The sequence below is a fragment of the Desulforamulus profundi genome (genome assembly GCF_002607855.1).
The window spans coordinates 99,475-116,422 of the sequence record NZ_AWQQ01000047.1; the positions used below are offsets into that span (position 1 = coordinate 99,475).

Sequence of the window (16,948 nt, forward strand, 5' to 3'; positions counted from 1 at the left end):
TTTACTGACTGCTACCGTGCCTTTACGGAAAAATAGGGCGCGGGTCGCTCCAAACTCGGGCAATATTCGGGATAGCGCAGCCGGATTGCTTCAAAAAAGTAGGGGGCAAAGCCGCAGTCAAACAGCTCGTAGGGCGTGGAACGGTTTTCTTTTCCTTCCTCCGTCCAGCCGTTCCAGAGGTTGAAGGCCAGACGGCACAGGCGGCGGGTTCCGCCTGTCTGCCAGGCCGCCGTAAGGCCCTCCGGTTTGATGCCGTCCTCCTTGAAGTCAAAGAGGGCATGGATATTGCGCCTCGTTTCCGCGCAGATGCCCATTGCGTAAAAAAAGCCCGGTGATAGGCGTCGTTATTGCGGGTTTTGGTCAGCATTTGATTATAAAAAGCCTTGTGTTCCCTGTCTGCAAACCGGATGATTTCCATTGTGTTTTCCTCCTTCAAAGTAAATGAACGGCTGGCCGGAAAATTACGGCCAGCCGTTGGTGCTTGGCAGCTTCATTCAGCCTGGGCCTGTTCGCCCGGCTTGGTGGTCATCAGGTTGTAGAGCTTGGTGTTGCGCGGGAATTGGTCGGTGAAGGGCACCAGGGAACTGCCCACCTTGATCAGGCCGTTGCCTGCATCCACGTTGGTGATATAGCTTAATTGCAGGTCGGAAATGTTCAGCAGCTTGGCCAACTCCATTCTGTCCGTGGAAGCCTGGTTGAGCATGACAATGAATTCGCTGTTGGCCAGCATGGTCCGGGCCGTATGGCTCTGTAAAAGATCGTCCACGTTCTGGGTGATCCCTGTGCAAAATGCGCCGTACTTACGCACCCGCTTCCAGAGGGTAAACAGGAAGTTGGCGCTGTACTCATGCTGAAAGAGCAAGTAGATTTCATCAATAATAATGAAGGTGTTTTTTCCTTTGGCCCGGTTCTGGGTGATGCGGTTCAGAATGCTGTCCAATACGACCAGCATGCCGATGGGGAGAAGCTGCTTGCCTAAATCCAGAATGTCGTAGCAGATCAGGCGGCTGGTCACGTCCACGTTGGTGGCCTTGGCAAAGGTGTTCAGGCTGCCGGAAGTAAAAAGCTCGATGGCTAGGGCAATTTCTTGGGCCTCCGGCTCCGCCTGCTTTAAAAGCTCCCCATGGAAGTCCTGCAAGGTGGGCGTTTTCCCCTTGAAGTTGCTTTGCAGGTACTTCCGGTAGACATTGGCGGTGCAGCGGTCGATCAGGGATTTCTGCTTAGCACCCAGGTTCTGGCCGCCGATAAGCTGCTCGCACAGGGACAGGACAAATTCGGATTTCAGGATGACCGGGTTTGCGCCATCTCCGTAATCCTTGCTCATGTCCATCGCGTTGATGTGGTTTTTGGAGGTGGCGGAGATGTGGACGATCTCGCCGCCCAGCGCCTTGACCAGCGACGAATACTCGCGCTCCGGGTCGATGAGGATGATGTCGTCGTCGCTGGCCAGCATCTGGTTGACGATTTCCCGCTTGGCCGTGAAGGATTTGCCGGAGCCGGAAACGCCCAAGATGAAAGAATTGCCATTCAGCAATAATTTCCGGTTGGCGATAATCATATTTTTGCTGATAACGTTCTGGCCGTAGTAGATGCCGCCCTTGTGGGCGATTTCCTGCGCCCGGAAAGGGATGAACACCGCTGTGCTTTCGGTGGTCAGGGTCCGGATGGCGTGAATTTTGCGCAGGCCGTAGGGCAACACCGTGTTCAGGCCGTCCATTTGCTGCCAGGCCAGGGGAGAGAACTGGCACAGGTGCTTTCTGGCTGTGGTCAGCAAAGTTTCCGTGTCGCTGTCAAGCTGCTCTTTGCTGTCTGCGATATGCACCATTGTCAAAACGGCGAACATCATGCGCTGGTCGCGGGTGGTCAGGTCGTCCAGAAATTCTTTGCTCTCTTTTCTTTGCTGTTCCATGTCGTAAGGCACAACAGCGGAAAAATTATTATTTTGATTCTGTCTTCGTTGCCAGTTGGTGATGTTGGTTTCCACGCCCAGTAGCCGATTTTCCACCTCCCGCACGGCCTCGTCGGTGGGGATGGGGATGATGTCCAGGGACAGCATCATGCTGCGGTTTAAGTCGCACAGCTCGGCCACCATGCTGTCCTTGATGAAGCTGGCGTACTCTCGCAGAAAAATGACTCGTCCAAATCTGTTGCCCATGCGGAAATAATCGCGTTCAAACTCCAGGGTGTCGGGGCAGATGTAGTCCTTGAAGTCGTGTCCCTTGCGCATGGTTTCGGACAGGTCGAAACGGAAAAACGTTTCCTCGCCGGAGCGGAAAAAGTCGTGCAGGATTCTCAGGCGGTCGGTGGCGTCCAACTCCGCGCATTTGGAACCCAGGTGGGAAAAGTGGGTGATCAGGTCCGTGCCGACACGGGAAAAGTAGTTTTGTGCCTCCTCGATGCTTTTTTCGCTACCGATACGGTGACGTATTTGTCCTGCACGATGCTGTTCGCGCCGGTGGCCTTCTCCAAAAGCATCCGGTTGTATTCCCTGCGGTATTCGTCCAGGGGGTCCTCCCGGAGGGGGATCAGAATGGAGTTTTCAAAGTCCGTCTTGTTCAGGTGGCGGTTGTTGATGGTGATTTTGGTGGTCGCGCCGCTGTCAAAGGAATTCAAAAGCTCCGAATAGGACAGAAACATTGCTTCCTTGTCCTCCTTGGAGGCCACGGCGTAATTGATGTCCTCGAAGCGAAAGGTCCGGGAAAACTTGTTTCCTACCTGAAAAATACCGTCCGGCCAGATGGCGCGGATGGGGATGGCCTGCTGTACGCCTTTGGGGACGACAAACCTTTCCTTGTCCTGCTTCATGATTTTTTGCAGGGTTTTAATCATGGCCTTTCCATGCCTCCTTTTCACGTTTTTCCAGGGCGGGTTTCAGGGCTTCGTAATAGATGTTGGTCGGATGAAAGGTCAGGCGCTTGGGCAGGAGAAATTCCGACTTAAGGTAGGCCCAGAGAAATTGCTCCGCCGTCATGCCGTGGTATTGAATAAAACCGAGGGCGGCAAAGGGGGCGGCTCCCAGAATGCACATCCAGCTTACGGTTTCCGTCCCAAAAAACCTCCGCAAGCCAAAGTAGATGCCTATGGCCACTCCGATGGCCAGAACAGAAAAAATGAACTGCCGCATGGACAGTCCAAAAAACAGGCTCTCGGTATAGTCCCGGATTTCCCGATTGATCTTGACTTCCAAAATATCATCACCTCCACAAAAAATAGCGCCTCTTTAACAAAGCGCCATCGGATTATCGGTCTTATCGTTCCTGCCGATTTTTCCTGTGCCGTTCTTGCTCCTTAGTTACCTTAACTACCAAGGCGTCAACCTTGCGGTTCTGCGCCATAAATGCCTCATCCTGGGTGAGGGGGATACCGTTTTTCAAGGCTTCCTCCCCAAGTTTGCGCAGTTTTTCTTGCTCTTTTTCCAGCTTGTCATTGAGAGCCGCCTTTTTCATAGCCGAAATCTCCTTTGCCTGATTCATTTATCATTATCACCGTGCCCCGGTATCCCGCTGCGGAGCTTTCGGCTGCAATTCCGTCGGTCTCCTGCCGTCAAGGGGCTTGACAAAATCAACATAGTTCACGGCATAGATGGCATTGTCGTTTAGCTGCCGTTGCCATGCGCCCTCCCGCGGCGACCAGTGAAAGCCCTTGCGCTTCAAAACGGAACATCTTTCTTTGTCCGGCCTTTCGTCGAAAAAAAGCTGCAAGCGATTGATGTCATTGTTGACTACCGCCTCGCCGCCCGCAAACTTCCATCCCACAAAACCAACCTCCCGGTGTCTTTCAAGCTCATTGATCCGCTGCTTGATCCGTTTTATCTCGGAATTGTTGTTGGTCAGCTCATAGCTTGCAAACGGCTGCTTATCCCACGAATAAGACGAGCTTTCGATTTTCGCGTCAATTTTCGCGGCCATCTCGTCCGATACAGCGGGGCAGCCTGGCACGTGCCGAACTTTCGGTAATAGGCGTTGACCTCTTTCATATACGCCTGCCGTTTCTCGCAGGCTTCCAGCTTCGTGTTCAGCTTTTCCAGAGCGTTGGGATCGCTGCTTGAAATCGCTTTACTACTCATTTTGTTTTCCTCCCATCCAAAAATTATAATCCCATCATCTCTCGCACCACCCGGTCGGCCATCTTCACCGCACCGACCAATATCAGCATGTTGAAAACCAGCTCCCCGATATAGCTCCACACCATCGTCACGGCGCTGGCGCTGGCGTCCACCACCGGAGGGGCGGCCGCAAAGACGGAAAAGATAACGCAGGCCAGGACGATGATGACCCCCTCCAGGCAGACGGCGGCATAGCTTTTGAGAAAGGCTTTGCCGATGCTCTGGCTGGGCTCCCCGGCAAAGGAGGCCAAAGGTACGGGGGCAATGGCGGTATATAAGAATAATTTGAAAAAACGACCGTACACCGACAGGATCATAATGAAGGACAGCACCGTGATGAACAGGCTGCCGATGATCGTCACCGCCCACAGGGGGATGCTCGCCAAGAAGCTGCACTCCTCGACGGCCTGCACGATGGCCTGCGGCAAAACGGCTTGGCTGGTGGTGCCGAAACCCGCGCTGCTCATGATGGTGGAGATGATCCCCTGGGCAATGTTAAAGAGCGCCATCATCAGTTCCAATCCATAGGTCACCACGCCTTTCGCCAAAGCGAAGCGGATGAACAGCTTCAGGGCGTGTTCCGGCTTTTTCACCTCCGCAAAGCTGCCGCAGGTCTTGACCACGCCGATCACAAAAAACAATACCAGCAGTGCCAGGCCAATAGCCTGCAGCGCGCCGTGGATGTCGGCAATGACGTGCCAGATGCCGCCGCCCCGGAATTCCGTGGGGGACTGGGTGACAAGCTGCCAGATTTCCGCCAGCTTTTCGTTCCAGGTTCCCAGGGCGTTGTTCAGGTTCTCAATCACCCAGTTGCCGTTTTCCAAATAAACTCACCTCGTTCCCAAAGCAAAGCCCGCGTTTCATGCGCGGGCTTTGCTCCTGTGATCGTTACCGGCATGGCTCGTCCTGCCGGGCTTTTTGTCCTTGATGACGCCATACTTGTCGTCCACATAGAAATGATTGACAAAGGGGTTGTAGATCGCATGGCACTTGACGCCGTTATATTCGGCAAGATAATCGTTGTCGCCCAGCCGTCCCAGGATGGTGCTTCCCGCAGTTCGCCGTCCAGGGAATGAATGTGCATGTTTTCAATGATCGGGAATTTGTTAAACATGGCCATCAACCTCCTGTGATGAGATTAAGGATTTCCTTGGCAAAGGTGATGATGACGCCGCCCGCCAGGGTCAGAAAGCCGTTGGCCCGCTGGCTCGGGTCGTGGGATTTCAGCGACAGGCCGATTTGCACAATGCCGAAGCCCAGCAGGATCAGCCCGATGGCGCGGATTAGCCCGAAGATAAATTCGGACAGGTTGTTGACCACCTGAAGCGGATCGTTTGCCGCGTATGCGGGAACGGCGAAAAGGGTCAGCATCAGCGCCAGTACGCAGCAAACGGCAAAAACCCTTTTGATTTTTCCAAACATTTTCATAAGGATCATTCCTCCTGTTTTTATGATGGGGATAGCTTTCGAGTTCTTCCTCGGAAAGCAGCTCGTAATCGCCGTCTTCCTTTAAAGCCACGGCTTTCCAGTCCAGGGCGTGTTCCGTGGTGCCGTGCCGGTAGGGTTGGCCGCCCCCGTCAACGGTTAGCTTCAAATTCGGGTGCTTGAGAATATCGTACTTGTCGTCCATGACGGCGTGTTCGCCCCGGATGAACAGCAGGGCGTAGCGGTTGTCCAGCATGCGCACCTCGTCGGGGGTAAGAAGCTCCCGGCCCGACAACTGAAAATTGGTGGAGTAGCTGCCGTGAGCGCCCCTGCTCTGCCCGTAGGTGTTCAGGTCGATGGTTTCCTTGCCCAAAAGCTCGGACACATACTTGTGGGTGCTTTGCTCGTTGCCGCCTAGATAAAGGAATTCGTCGCAGTTGCCGACAATGGACTCCCAGGTGTCTTTAAACAATGCTTTGAGCTGGGCCAGGTTTTGCAGGATGATGGAGACGCTGACCTCCCGGCTGCGCATGGTGGAAAGAAGCTTGTCGAACTCATCCGGCAGGGCGACATTGCTGAATTCGTCCATCACGAAATGGACGTGCAGGGGCAGCCTGCCGCCGTAAACATGGTCGGCCAGGTAGTAAAGCTGCTGGAAAAGCTGGGTGTAGAGCATCCCCACAATGAAATTGAAGCTGCTGTCGTTGTCTGGGATGACGGCAAACAGGGCCGTCTTTTTCTCCCCGATGGCGGGCAGCGCCATTTCATCCACCGTGGTGATGCCCGCGATGGTGGACAGGTTGAACTTTTCCAGCCGGACGCCCAGGCTGATTAAAATGGACTTGGCGGTTTTACCCGCGGCTAGCTTGAAGATGTTGTACTGTTTGACCGCCAGATGCTCCGGCTCCCGCATGGCCAGCCGCTCAAACAGCTCGTCCAGGGGGCTTTGGTAGGTTTCGTCCTCTTCCCGCACCTCGGCGGCGGCGATCATCTCCATGACCATCGGGAAGTTTCGCTCATCCTCCGGCGCTTCGTAGAGCAGGTAGAGGATGAGGGCCTCCAGCAGGGCGGTTTCGGAGCGTTCCCAAAAGGGGTCGTTGGTGTTGGAGCCCTTGGGTGTGGTGTTGCGGATCAGGTTGGTGACCAGCTTCAGCACGTCCTTGTCGTCCTGCAAATAGGTAAAGGGATTGTAGCAGTGGGACAGATGAATGTTGATTAAATCCAGTACCTTGATGTCATAGCCCCTGGCTTTGAGCAGGTTTCCGGTATCCCGCAGGATTTCGCCCTTGGGGTCGAGGATCACAAAAGAGGTGTTGGCCTGCATGACGTTGGGTTTCGCGTAAAACCTGGTCTTGCCGGAGCCGGAACCGCCCACCACCAGAACGTTCAGATTGCGCCGGTGCTTCCTGCCGTCCAGTCCGATACGGACGTTCTGGGTCAGGATTTTGTTCTTCTGCGGATTCTTGTCCCGGTATTTCTTATCGACAGCCGCCGCGCCGCCCCAGCGGGCGCTGCCGTGTTCCTCCCTGGGCCGGTAATTGCGCTTGGTGGACAGGTATATCCCGATGCCCATGCCGTAGGCGGCGACAAAGAGCAAAACGCACTTGGGCGAATGATCCACCCATTGGATATGAAACGGATCGTTCATCGCCGCCGTGAGGTTTTCCAGGATTTCGGGCAGGCCGCCGGAAAGGGAGGGGGCGACCAGCAAGGCCGCCCACACCACCGGAATTAAAAAAACCGCCCAGAGGATGAGATTGCTCCTGGCGGTTTCAGCGCGCTTCATCGTGGTTTCTGCGCTTCTGCTTTTTGGTCGGGGCGTCGATGGTTTTCAAAAGCAGTTCGTCCACGGCGTCGGTGGGCCGTTCCTCTTTAATCAGGTCGTTTCGCAGTTCGTTGAGGGCGTTTACCACCACGCCGTATTCGTAGTCGTCCAGGGTCAGCACCCTTTCTTCTTCCTTCATGGGCGATCCCTCCTAACGTTCCGGTTCTTGCCGCTTTTGCTGCCGCTCTTGGTTAAGCATCCGGTTCATCCGGCCGGAAATTTCGCCTGCGGCTTCCTTGATGACGGTAAGCTCGGCCCGGATTTCCTGCGGCTCCAAAGTCTCCAGCCTTTGGGGAACCCCCTCGAAGTGGTAAAAGCCGTCCGTTTCCACGCCGTACTGCTTGCAGAGCATATACGACGCGCAATAGGCGCGGAAGCCCTGCTCGGAACGGTTGTAGCTCCCGTCGCCCTTGTCCATTTCCGCCTGAGCCAGCTCTTGGGCGAGAGCCCGGAAAATATGATTGGCGTCCAGGCCGCGCCGGATTTGGATTTCCCGCTTGTCCGGCTGGTACAGGGCGTTCACGCCGCTCGGCAGCGTGTCGCTGATGCGGACGGGCACGGGGGCGTGGGCCAGCAGCGCCTTGATGCGGGTGCGCTCGTCGGGATAGACGGGGGTTTCCCGTTTGCGGCTGTTTCCGGTTTGGGAAATGTCGAACATCTTTTTGGGGTTGTAGCTGATGCCGGTGGAACCGTCCGCGCGCTGGTATTCCTCGCCCGGCTCGATGATGAAAAAGCCGGTTTCCTTTTTGCAGATGTACGCGCCCTGTTCCTTCCAGGTGTCAAAGTCCGCGATGCGGGTGGCCTCCGGTTTTTGCGCCAGGATTAGAAGGGCGTTGGCAACGCTGTAGCGGTCAAAGCGGCTCTGCACGTTCAGATATTTTTGGAAGGTGTCTCCGTCCCGCGCCACGGCTGTCGCCGTTTCGTCGATCAGGGCGTACACCGCTTCCCGCTGCTCCTGCTTTTTCTGCGCCCAGGCTTCCTTGTCGAAGGGCTGGCCGCTTATGGGCGTGGTTTGGCCTTGTTCCTGCCGGAAAAGATCGTCAAAATTGCTCATGTGGATTTACCTCTCTTTCGGTTTTGACTTTTTGGCTTTGGATTTCTGTTGGCCCGATTTGACAGGCGGCTTGGCGGATTTGGCCTGTTCTTTGGCCGCCTCCCGCTTGGGTTCCGCCTGCTCCCGGTGGGCTTCCCGGATTTCCTTCAGTTCCTGCCGGACGGATTTTCGCTCCGGCTCACTCGTACCCCCGGCGGCTTTCCCGCTGCGCTCGTAAGTAGGCTCGGACGGAGGGGATTTCTCCGCCTTCGCCGCCGTAGGTCCATCGTGGAGTTCGGGTTGTCGGTCCGCTCCGGCTCCGGCTGATCGGGCTTGGCCATCAGCTCGTCCAGAAAATCGTCCGCGCTTTTTTCGGCGGGCGTTTCCTTTTCGGCGGGCGCTTTTTCCTCTTGTTTGGCGGCCCTGGATTTCTGGATTTCGCTCTTGATGCTGGCGGTGTCCACGGTGGCCAGCTTGAAGCGTTCCACGATGCGGTTGATCTTGGAGCGTCCTCGGCCCGCACCATGATGTCGCACATGCCGTCCGTGTCCTTTTTGTCACGGAGGGCGCAATAGAGGACGCCGTAGCGTTTGGCCTCCTGGGTGAATTTCTGCAAGTCCTCGTTCCTGACCGCGAAGACTTTCAGTTCCTTGCCGCTGCGCAACAGCCCTTCCAGCCGGATTTTCCCCCTGGTTTTCTTTTGGTCTGTGAGAACGGCATACAAATAGGTGGCCAGGTTCTTGGCCCCCTCGCCGGAGATTCTGGCCATTACCTCGATCCCCTTAAGACTCAGGCTGACGGCTTGGTCCACGGCGTCGGCTCCGCTGCTCATAGGCTTTTTCCTCCTTTCGCTGCTGGATTTCTTCCTGTTTGATCCGGGACAGCTTTTCCCGCATTTCCCCGGAACGGGACAGGATGCCCGTGCAGAGCTTCACCTCCTTGCGAAGCTGGCTGATTTGGCCGGTCAGCCCGGCGATTTGCTGCTTATAGGCTGTCGCCTGCTCCTCGTCCCCGCACCGGCGGATGCGATTGTAAAGGGACTTGCGTTGGGCGGACAGGGCGCTCATTTCCTGCTCCACGGTTGAGCGGTAGGCGAAAAGCTGTTCCTTGCTGGAAATACGGTTTTTGCAGAGAAGCTTGGTTTGGGCAGTGATTTCCTCCAGATGCCGGAGGTCCTCGCGCAATAAAAAATGCGTCCTTCGGGGGGACGCGCGGGGCTTGGGCAGGATGCCCATTTTATAGAGGTAGTGGAAGTATAACGCTTGCAGGCCGGTGAGCTTTTTCGCCGTCTTGCGAGAACCTTTGAAGGCACAGCGTTTTCGCTTCGGCTCCGGCAAGGGGGGCGGCCGCCGGGGTGTGCGGTTTTGCAGGATGCGCCGTTTGATGGCTTCCTCGGCGTAATCGTCGCCCAGGGTTTTCAGCCGGACAAACCGTTCCTTGCCTAAAGGACGCACCGCCAGGTGTTTCACGCCGGTTTTCACCTCATAGCCCTCTTTGCGCAGGGCGGCGATAAACTGGGTGAAGGTCATGGCGGCGGCAACGGCTTGGTCCACGTCCTCCCGGATCAGGCCTCGCCAGGTGGGTTTACCTTCCCGCTCGGCCTTCCATTCGGCATAGTGCCTGGACTTGCCGCGCTGTGGGTTTTCAATGACGGAAAGGGCATGTTCCCGGCACAGCCGGTCGGATGTCTGCCGCATGAGGGCGTAGCTGGCGTTGTTGTCGTAATATTTTTTCCCATCGACAAAGGACACGGAATTCAGGACAAAATGGTTATGAAGATGCTGCTTGTCAAGGTGGGTGGACACCACCACTTCAAAGCGGTCGCCCCAAAGCTCTTTTGCCAGCTTCACGCCGATGGCGTGGGCGGTTTCGGGGGTGGCTTCTCCCGGCGCAAAGGCTTGGTAGCCGTGAAAGGCCAGGATGCCGTCCTGCTTCTGATATTGCCGCTTTGTGCGGCCCATCTGCTCGCAGGCGGTGGCCGGATCGCAGTTGATGCCTGTTACATAAAACTGCTTTTCGGTTTCGACATCCTGCTGGGTATAATCCAGCACCTTGCGCAAGCCTTGAAATTCGGGACTGGCAAAATCGGGGTTTTCGGTTTTTTCGGGGTTGGCGGCGTAGTCGATTACCCGGTCAAGGCGGTCGGTCACGTCCCATATGGCTGTGGTTGCCATCGTTCATCGCTCCGGCTCCCCGTGCTTTTTCAGCAAAGGGTAATCCGCAAGAGCCTCCCGCTTGTCGCAGGTATTCATCACGACAAGCTCAAGCACGTCGTTCACACACCGTACCTCATTTTGGTATTGGTCGGTCACAACCTCCAGGGGGTTTTGAAACAGCAGGAGGCAATCCAGTTCCTCCGGTTCATAGCGATGGTCTACTGTCAAATACCAGTGGGCCTGTGTATAGGCGGCGATTTCCTCTGCTTTTTCAAAAATTTTCTGTCCGTCCAGTTTAAGCATCTTTGCCTTGTAGTCCATAAAGTTACGGTTGATACGGGTTATTAGTTGTGTTTCCTTATCCATTGGTTCTCCTTTCCGGCGCTGTGACCGCTTCCATAATATCCTGTACCGCCTTTCTGAGCCGGTTGGCTTCGTATTGAAATACCGTCTTGTCAATATGCCCGGTAGCATTGGCCTTGGCCGCAATCTGGTTCAAGTTTCCGCCGATGGCATGCAGTTCCCGCGTCATGGCAAAATAGTCGAGAGGGGGCAGCTCCTTGGGCACATAGCCATTGATAAGGGAACGAATAAATGCTTCCTGTGAAAGCCCTGATTTCTTTACCTGCTTGGCAAGATTTTGTTGCTCTTTGGCGTTTAGCCGTACAATGATTTGGATATTCCGTTTTCTCATCGCTCCAGCTCCTTTCGCGGAGGATGGATGTCCTTGCACTCAATGAGGGCGCGAAATTCCTCCCACCACTTTTGTTGCAGTTCGTTCATTCATAGCACCTCTTTTCTTGATTAATAGGAGTGTAGTATGAAGGGGGTATTAGGGGCCGAGAGCCCCTAACAAGCGAATTTGGCTAGCCAAATTCAGTGCTTGCTGCAACACAAGACAGTAGTCTTATGTTGGGCGTGGGTTACGATTATTCTTGTATCACCAGCCGAAAAGAAAATGCCGTGGTACATCGTTCCCGGCCACGGCATTTGTGATTTTTATTCCGTGTGTCCATTTTTTTCGCATGATAAACTCAACGCCAGCGAAGTATTCTGCGCGCGATGGCCATGAAATAGCGCATCCTTGTGGTTTCCGCCTTTCTTAATTTTGGGCAAAAGAAAAAGGCACTGATTTCAGCACCTTCAACAACATTAGAAATTGATTATATTATGGATTAATGCGAACGCATGCGTAAGCAGAAATACGATGTTTAGGCGATATGCGCTTTAGTATAGTTTTAAAAGGTCTTTGTTAGGTGGTTTTATCTCATTTGGCAACTTTGATACTAATCCTAAATGTTCATATATCCTAATTCTATTAATTAGAGGTATGTAAAACCAATTTTCATAAAGGTCCTTCTTCTCATGTATAAAACTCTCATAAAACTTCTTAAATACTTTCAAAAACTCATCTTCTCCAAGAAATCCTATTGCTAATAATTCACATAATCCTCCAAAAAAGAAAATTAAAGAATATAGATTTCTTTCTAAAAAAAGTAATAATCCTCCACTTCTTAAATTAACAACTGTATCATTTCCAATATAATTTGCCCAAACTCTAAACAAATACAGTAAATCAATAATGGTAGCAGGTGCAGTACATTTCAACTCATTTCGAACCATTTTTAAATCATTTAAATAATCATTTTCAACGTCATAAAAGCTTTGAGATGGATTTCGAGGATACTTTGAATACATATATCCCCATTCTTTTTTGTTTACACCTCTTAAATAGCCTGCATTTTCAATAATTGGATCAGATAAATTAAATGGATAATAGATTAGTTTGTTTGTAAACTTTTTTAAAAGTGCATTATTAAAATGATTGGTAGGCTTTCTATGCTGAAAAGTATTAATATTGTTTGAATTAGTGAATACAAAAGCATTATGGAAAGAATATACAGCATAATAACTTTTTATAATGTACCATGAAGGAAATAAGTCAACTTTCCAATTAGAATTTGATGAAACTAGGTTTGTACTAAGATTCATTGGGTCGTCGATAAAGGGGAATGCTGTGGCAAGCTCATTATACCAACCTTGTTGTAGAAAATATGTAAACTTTTCATTCGAATATACCTTACCAATTAAGTTTTTCTTTAAATCTTCCGGCTTAATCCTATGTTCTTTTATATATTGTTGAAATAGTAAATCTAAACGATACTTTTTACTTTTCATTGCCTCTTTATCTGAATACCTATATCGAATCAGCCAAATGAATCGATCGATTGCATCATGAAACCTTGTATAATCGGAAATATCACGATAATAATCTCTATAAAACGGAAAAAACTCCTCCAAATCTTCTTCCGAGATATCCGCGTTAATATATTTCATAATTACTCACCTCATATTCTCCGCAGTTGCATTGTCGCCTACGTTCCCAGCTTCACGACGCCCCTGAGCCGGACCCACGGAGCCCATCTCCTTTGCGGTGCTTGCATCCGGCGAAGGGCTGTGGCGTAATGCCGGACTGGGATTCGGTTCCGGTACCAGCCTTGTGTGAAGCGAGTGTTGTACTAAACCGCTGCGCGGTGGCTATTTATAGCAAACTAATTTAATTTGAGTCATGATATCATCTTTTCTGACACCCCTATCAATCTCGAAAGGATGGATTATCATGACTCAAAACTGTTTAACCCTTCCTGGTTATTTCCAACAAATGAAGGTCGAAATTGAACTTCGCGGTCTATCCCCTCAAACCCTGCAACATTATCTATCTCATTTAAGGCTCCTGGAAAAATATTTCGACAAACCGGCTTACCAGGTTTCTCCCGACGAACTTAAGGAGTACCTTCACCACCGCATTAAATCCGGCGTCAGCTACAGTAATGTGAATATCTCCTGCAACGCTTTCAAGCTCTTTTTTAACAAAGTGCTTCAGTATAATTGGTCCGATGACGTTATCATCCGGCCCAAAAGACCGAAAAAGCTGCCCTGCGTTTTGTCTAAAGACGAAATCCTATCCATTATTGATCAGGTCCATAATCTTAAGCACAAAGTTATTCTCCTGACCACTTACTCCTCTGGCCTTCGCATTAGCGAAACCCTTAACCTTCGGGTCTCTGACATCGATTCTAATCGTATGTTGATCCGCGTTAACCAAGGCAAAGGCCACAAAGATCGTTTAACCATTCTATCGCTTGAAAACCTGAAAATGCTCAGAGCCTATTGGAAACTTTATAAGCCAACGGATTTGCTTTTCCCCGGACAGGTTCCGGGTAAACCGCTTGCCGCCAGGAACATTCAATATGTTTTTCAGATGGCCAAGCTCAGAGCCGGCATTTCGAAACCGGCTACCGTTCATACGCTCCGCCACAGTTTTGCTACCCATCTTCTCGAAGCAAATGCCGACCTGCGGACGATCCAAACACTTTTGGGCCACAGCGATATTTCGACGACCTCTAATTATATCCACCTATCCACTAAACATATTGCCTCTGTAAAAAGTCCTCTTGACGGATGTGATTCCGATGCCTGAGCTTCAGGATATATTTAATCACGTCCGGCTTGATACGCTGTCTCCTGCTCAAGCCAAAGCCTTTCATATGATTCGTCACTGCCGCACTTCAAAACTCGGTTACCATGCCGAAGTTTGTATGGAATGCGGCTCAGTTGAAGTTTCTTATAACTCTTGCCGCAACCGCCATTGTCCAAAATGCCAGCATTCGGTACAAGAAGAGTGGGTTGAGGCTCAGATGTCCAAGCTCTTGCCTGTCGGCTACTTCCATCTGGTTTTTACGCTCCCCCAAGAGCTGAATACCCTGGTTTTTCAAAATCAGAAGCTACTTTATTTCATACTAATTCAATCGGCGGGACATACTCTCATTGAACTGGCCAAGGACCCTAAATTTCTTGGGGCAACAATCGGAGTTACTTCGGTACTGCATACCTGGGGACAGAATTTATCATTTCATCCTCATGTCCATTGTATTGTTACCGGCGGTGGCCTTTCCAGTGATGGACTTCGGTTCGTTCGTTCCAGCCAAAAGTTCTTTATCCCGGTTAGAGTGATATCGAAGAAGTTTCGAGGAAAGTTCCTTTACCTTCTGAAGCGAGCCTACTTCGAGGGAAAAATGAGCTTTTATCATAAGGCAGCAGAATTGTCGTTCAAGAGTAATTTCCTTTCCCTTGTGGATAGGTTATACCGCAATAACTGGGTTGTTTTCGCTAAAAAACCATTTAAGACTCCGGCTCATGTGGTTCGTTATCTTGGCCGCTATACTCACAGGGTGGCTATCAGCAATTCGAGAATCCAGTCGTTTGACGGTCAGTCCGTCAGTTTTTCCTGGAAGGATTATAAGGATAACGCTAAATCTAAAGTTATGACACTTGAGGCGGTGGAGTTTACCCGGCGGTTTCTTCTTCACGTACTCCCGGATCGTTTTGTCAAGATCAGGCATTACGGTCTGCTTTCCAGCCGAAATATCCAGACCAAGTTATCAAGGTGTATAAAGCTGACCCGAGCCAAGCCCTTGGCACATATCTTCCATAAGCAGAACAGGTCTTGCCGATGTTGTGGAAGCCGGAATGTAATTCTTTTGGTTTTCCGCAGCTATCAATCTGCTGGTCCATAAAGTCTGGCGAACTTAATATTTTAAAAACTGCCCGTTTTGGGGAGGGGGAAGGTCTACCCATTTTAGGCCTTTAACCTAAATTTTATTCGGATTAATCCTAAAACTATCCGGAAAAAGACTCTTCGAGGAGAACTTTTTACCCGAACAGAAAAGATTGAATTCCCATATTTCCGGGGATCCCTCGGCAGCGGTTCAGTACAACAACAGATTTATGATGTTCAATGCGCTAATTAGAGCAATTACTCGGTCAAAGCCACGATTTTATCGCGGGCTTTTTTCGCACCTAGGAACATCATAAATCTCTAAAAGTTATGCGACGTTGGCCTTATTTGCGATATAATTCTTCTTCAAATATTTCTTCTGTTAATTTGCCAGTAAACGCATCTATGAGCAAATCATAATCGTCAAAATAGTATAATATCAACTTTGCCCAATCTTTTATGTCAATTAGTCCTTTGATAAGCCAAAGCTTTATATGAGAATTTGCGTGTGAAGAAATTTGAGAAGCGTATCGTTTATTGTATTCCTTATTCATATAAACATTTATTGAGCCATCAATGTGATTGAATTGACAAATTGAATCATCATATATCGAATGTAGGTATCGAGTAATGTAGATTTCTTGTGATTCTTTGTAATTCCATAGTTCTTCAACTTCAATCCATTTCTTATCTTCTTTTAAAGATAGTCGAAACTGTATTTTTTTCATGGTCTTTGGATTGAATACACAAAAATATGTGTCATTTTTACTAAACGGGAACTCAAAGTTATCAAGATTTATTTCTTTACCATAATAGACTTCAAAATACTCAAAATATATGGGTTTATAATCTGACAAAGAAACACTTAAATTACAATCTAAGCGCAATAACAATGAATTTTCTGCAGTATTGCATTTACTTAATGTTTGAATAAGTTTTGGTGGCTCTATTCCTCGAATTTCTAACCTTACAAACGGATTAAAATAATAGAAATCATCTCGAAATTTACTCCTTCGTGAGTAAATATTTTACCCTTCCCTAGCTGCACAAGTCCATACTTTTCATCAGCTTCTTTGGGCAGCATTTCTATCTCTTTATCAAATATCTGTAAAAGATTAATCTCCTTCATCAAAAAACTTAGCAATACAATTTCAAACTCAACTCTGCCTTCCTCGATGAGCATATAATGATAGGGTTCCTCTGAAGAAAAATACTCAAGTATTTCTGTCTTGAGATTTTTGTTGTCATTCAATATTTCGGTAATACTTCTAATTGCCTTTCCTATTTTTTCTTTATACCCATTTTGATTGATTGCTTTTGAAATTGGGATAACTGTATAAAACTTATATCCCCAAATCCTCAAAAAATAAATTGCTCTTACAACACTGGGTATTCTTAAAAATATCTTAAATATCTCCAAGTTTTATTCCCCCATGCCAATGTCGCATAACAGCCCTGCACCATGCTCCACCTCGTCGATAATACCGTCCAGGTATTTGTCCAGTTCATCGGGGGTAACTCCCGTGTGTCCTGCCAGACGGTCTTCCTCGACGGCCAGCAGTTTTTCCCGCAGCTTCAGCATTTTCTCGCGGAGAGTAAACGCCTCTATATCCATCACCACGAGATCCCCCTCGCCGTTTTTGTAAGATATATCGGCTTTCCGGTTAACTTACGGAAAGCCGCAAATCCATTGTAATTGCGCAAAATACTCACATAGGGTTTTATCTGTTATATTCCTTATAATTACAATCTAATCATATTATACTTCTTTACCCGAATCAATGAATAAAGCAGCGCAAAAGCGCATTTATTCGTTTCAGCACGATAAAAAGGCGCTGATCTCTCA

19 protein-coding genes and 4 pseudogenes are annotated in these 16,948 nt (G+C 50.0%); 4 read left to right on the top strand and 19 right to left on the bottom strand.

Going from position 1 to position 16,948, the window contains the following annotated elements:
* Nucleotides 1–11 precede the first annotated feature (11 nt).
* The 7 genes and pseudogenes from P378_RS08010 to P378_RS08040 all read right to left on the bottom strand — a co-directional run bounded on the left by P378_RS08010 (nt 12) and on the right by P378_RS08040 (nt 4,929).
* Nucleotides 12–418 (bottom strand): annotated as a pseudogene (locus P378_RS08010) (DUF6075 family protein).
* Between the two features lie 72 nt (nt 419–490).
* Nucleotides 491–2,829, bottom strand: a pseudogene (locus P378_RS08015) (VirB4-like conjugal transfer ATPase, CD1110 family).
* Complete coding sequence (locus P378_RS08020) at nt 2,822–3,187, bottom strand: PrgI family protein (protein ID WP_099082872.1); 366 nt, start codon at nt 3,185–3,187, stop codon at nt 2,822–2,824. Before P378_RS08020 ends, P378_RS08015 begins: the two are co-directional and overlap by 8 nt.
* A 61-nt stretch (nt 3,188–3,248) precedes the next feature.
* Complete coding sequence (locus P378_RS08025) at nt 3,249–3,446, bottom strand: hypothetical protein (protein ID WP_099082873.1); 198 nt, start codon at nt 3,444–3,446, stop codon at nt 3,249–3,251.
* Nucleotides 3,447–3,482: 36 nt separating this feature from the next.
* Complete coding sequence (locus P378_RS08030) at nt 3,483–3,755, bottom strand: hypothetical protein (protein ID WP_099082874.1); 273 nt, start codon at nt 3,753–3,755, stop codon at nt 3,483–3,485.
* 74 nt (nt 3,756–3,829) lie between these two features.
* Nucleotides 3,830–4,066 carry a hypothetical protein gene (locus P378_RS08035; RefSeq protein WP_099082875.1) on the bottom strand — a complete coding sequence of 79 codons (237 nt, stop codon included), beginning with the start codon at nt 4,064–4,066 and terminating at the stop codon, nt 3,830–3,832.
* A 23-nt stretch (nt 4,067–4,089) separates the two neighbouring features.
* Nucleotides 4,090–4,929 carry a VirB6/TrbL-like conjugal transfer protein, CD1112 family gene (locus P378_RS08040; RefSeq protein WP_099082876.1) on the bottom strand — a complete coding sequence of 280 codons (840 nt, stop codon included), beginning with the start codon at nt 4,927–4,929 and terminating at the stop codon, nt 4,090–4,092.
* Between the two features lie 57 nt (nt 4,930–4,986).
* On the opposite strand from P378_RS08040, the gene P378_RS19475 reads away from it, so the two are divergent.
* Nucleotides 4,987–5,181, top strand: a complete 195-nt coding sequence (locus P378_RS19475; RefSeq protein ID WP_180261021.1) for a hypothetical protein — start codon at nt 4,987–4,989, stop codon at nt 5,179–5,181.
* 43 nt (nt 5,182–5,224) lie between these two features.
* Here P378_RS19475 and P378_RS21375 read toward each other — a convergent pair whose 3' ends face one another.
* The 4 genes and pseudogenes from P378_RS21375 to P378_RS08065 form a co-directional block, all read right to left on the bottom strand.
* Nucleotides 5,225–5,533 carry a TrbC/VirB2 family protein gene (locus P378_RS21375; protein WP_099082913.1) on the bottom strand — a complete coding sequence of 103 codons (309 nt, stop codon included), beginning with the start codon at nt 5,531–5,533 and terminating at the stop codon, nt 5,225–5,227.
* Nucleotides 5,534–5,567: 34 nt separating this feature from the next.
* Nucleotides 5,568–7,316 (bottom strand): annotated as a pseudogene (locus P378_RS08055) (VirD4-like conjugal transfer protein, CD1115 family); the annotation flags it as partial.
* Nucleotides 7,303–7,494 carry a hypothetical protein gene (locus P378_RS08060; protein ID WP_092475092.1) on the bottom strand — a complete coding sequence of 64 codons (192 nt, stop codon included), beginning with the start codon at nt 7,492–7,494 and terminating at the stop codon, nt 7,303–7,305. The pseudogene P378_RS08055 and the gene P378_RS08060, both read right to left, overlap by 14 nt.
* 12 nt (nt 7,495–7,506) lie before the next feature.
* Nucleotides 7,507–8,409 carry an ArdC-like ssDNA-binding domain-containing protein gene (locus P378_RS08065; RefSeq protein ID WP_099082877.1) on the bottom strand — a complete coding sequence of 301 codons (903 nt, stop codon included), beginning with the start codon at nt 8,407–8,409 and terminating at the stop codon, nt 7,507–7,509.
* Nucleotides 8,410–8,479: 70 nt separating this feature from the next.
* Here P378_RS08065 and P378_RS21380 point away from each other — a divergent pair, with 70 nt between their 5' ends.
* The gene (locus P378_RS21380; RefSeq protein ID WP_238473041.1) at nt 8,480–8,626 is read left to right on the top strand and encodes a hypothetical protein; all 147 of its coding nucleotides are present in this window, start codon (nt 8,480–8,482) and stop codon (nt 8,624–8,626) included.
* A 102-nt stretch (nt 8,627–8,728) separates the two neighbouring features.
* Here P378_RS21380 and P378_RS23500 read toward each other — a convergent pair whose 3' ends face one another.
* The 5 genes from P378_RS23500 to P378_RS08090 form a co-directional block, all read right to left on the bottom strand.
* Nucleotides 8,729–9,220: a PcfB family protein gene (locus P378_RS23500; protein WP_338013864.1), complete on the bottom strand. Its 492-nt coding sequence runs from the start codon at nt 9,218–9,220 to the stop codon at nt 8,729–8,731.
* Nucleotides 9,171–10,562, bottom strand: coding sequence for a relaxase/mobilization nuclease domain-containing protein (locus P378_RS08075; RefSeq protein WP_099082878.1), 1,392 nt, complete (start codon nt 10,560–10,562; stop codon nt 9,171–9,173). Before P378_RS08075 ends, P378_RS23500 begins: the two co-directional genes overlap by 50 nt.
* Nucleotides 10,563–10,565: 3 nt before the next feature.
* A complete protein-coding gene (locus P378_RS08080; protein ID WP_099082879.1) occupies nt 10,566–10,910 on the bottom strand; it encodes a DUF3848 domain-containing protein in 345 nt (114 codons plus the stop codon).
* Nucleotides 10,903–11,238, bottom strand: a complete 336-nt coding sequence (locus P378_RS08085) for a plasmid mobilization protein (RefSeq protein WP_099082880.1) — start codon at nt 11,236–11,238, stop codon at nt 10,903–10,905. The genes P378_RS08080 and P378_RS08085 overlap by 8 nt, the downstream gene beginning before the upstream one ends.
* A 533-nt stretch (nt 11,239–11,771) precedes the next feature.
* Nucleotides 11,772–12,881, bottom strand: a complete 1,110-nt coding sequence (locus P378_RS08090; protein WP_099082881.1) for a hypothetical protein — start codon at nt 12,879–12,881, stop codon at nt 11,772–11,774.
* A 283-nt stretch (nt 12,882–13,164) separates the two neighbouring features.
* Here P378_RS08090 and P378_RS08095 point away from each other — a divergent pair, with 283 nt between their 5' ends.
* Together P378_RS08095 and P378_RS08100 are read left to right on the top strand one after the other, a co-directional pair.
* Nucleotides 13,165–14,025 carry a tyrosine-type recombinase/integrase gene (locus P378_RS08095; RefSeq protein ID WP_099082882.1) on the top strand — a complete coding sequence of 287 codons (861 nt, stop codon included), beginning with the start codon at nt 13,165–13,167 and terminating at the stop codon, nt 14,023–14,025.
* Complete coding sequence (locus P378_RS08100) at nt 14,018–15,121, top strand: IS91 family transposase (protein WP_143338436.1); 1,104 nt, start codon at nt 14,018–14,020, stop codon at nt 15,119–15,121. Before P378_RS08095 ends, P378_RS08100 begins: the two co-directional genes overlap by 8 nt.
* A 325-nt stretch (nt 15,122–15,446) precedes the next feature.
* Here P378_RS08100 and P378_RS08105 read toward each other — a convergent pair whose 3' ends face one another.
* From P378_RS08105 to P378_RS08115, 3 genes and pseudogenes are all read right to left on the bottom strand, one after another.
* Nucleotides 15,447–15,995, bottom strand: a complete 549-nt coding sequence (locus P378_RS08105; RefSeq protein ID WP_099082883.1) for a hypothetical protein — start codon at nt 15,993–15,995, stop codon at nt 15,447–15,449.
* A gap of 74 nt (nt 15,996–16,069) precedes the next feature.
* Entirely contained in the window at nt 16,070–16,522 is a 453-nt protein-coding gene (locus P378_RS08110; RefSeq protein WP_099082884.1) for a hypothetical protein, read from the bottom strand.
* A gap of 3 nt (nt 16,523–16,525) precedes the next feature.
* Nucleotides 16,526–16,827, bottom strand: a pseudogene (locus tag P378_RS08115) (prevent-host-death protein).
* Nucleotides 16,828–16,948 lie beyond the last annotated feature (121 nt).

Excerpts from the sequence above, each read along its gene's own strand:
- P378_RS08025 (WP_099082873.1), bottom strand. The coding sequence starts at position 3,446 with ATGAAAAAGGCGGCTCTCAATGACAAGCTGGAAAAAGAGCAAGAAAAA.
- P378_RS08035 (WP_099082875.1), bottom strand. The coding sequence starts at position 4,066 with ATGAGTAGTAAAGCGATTTCAAGCAGCGATCCCAACGCTCTGGAAAAG.
- P378_RS21375 (WP_099082913.1), bottom strand. The coding sequence starts at position 5,533 with ATGAAAATGTTTGGAAAAATCAAAAGGGTTTTTGCCGTTTGCTGCGTA.
- P378_RS08060 (WP_092475092.1), bottom strand. The coding sequence starts at position 7,494 with ATGAAGGAAGAAGAAAGGGTGCTGACCCTGGACGACTACGAATACGGC.
- P378_RS08065 (WP_099082877.1), bottom strand. The coding sequence starts at position 8,409 with ATGAGCAATTTTGACGATCTTTTCCGGCAGGAACAAGGCCAAACCACG.
- P378_RS23500 (WP_338013864.1), bottom strand. The coding sequence starts at position 9,220 with ATGAGCAGCGGAGCCGACGCCGTGGACCAAGCCGTCAGCCTGAGTCTT.
- P378_RS08075 (WP_099082878.1), bottom strand. The coding sequence starts at position 10,562 with ATGGCAACCACAGCCATATGGGACGTGACCGACCGCCTTGACCGGGTA.
- P378_RS08080 (WP_099082879.1), bottom strand. The coding sequence starts at position 10,910 with ATGGATAAGGAAACACAACTAATAACCCGTATCAACCGTAACTTTATG.
- P378_RS08085 (WP_099082880.1), bottom strand. The coding sequence starts at position 11,238 with ATGAGAAAACGGAATATCCAAATCATTGTACGGCTAAACGCCAAAGAG.
- P378_RS08090 (WP_099082881.1), bottom strand. The coding sequence starts at position 12,881 with ATGAAATATATTAACGCGGATATCTCGGAAGAAGATTTGGAGGAGTTT.
- P378_RS08095 (WP_099082882.1), top strand. The coding sequence starts at position 13,165 with ATGACTCAAAACTGTTTAACCCTTCCTGGTTATTTCCAACAAATGAAG.
- P378_RS08100 (WP_143338436.1), top strand. The coding sequence starts at position 14,018 with ATGCCTGAGCTTCAGGATATATTTAATCACGTCCGGCTTGATACGCTG.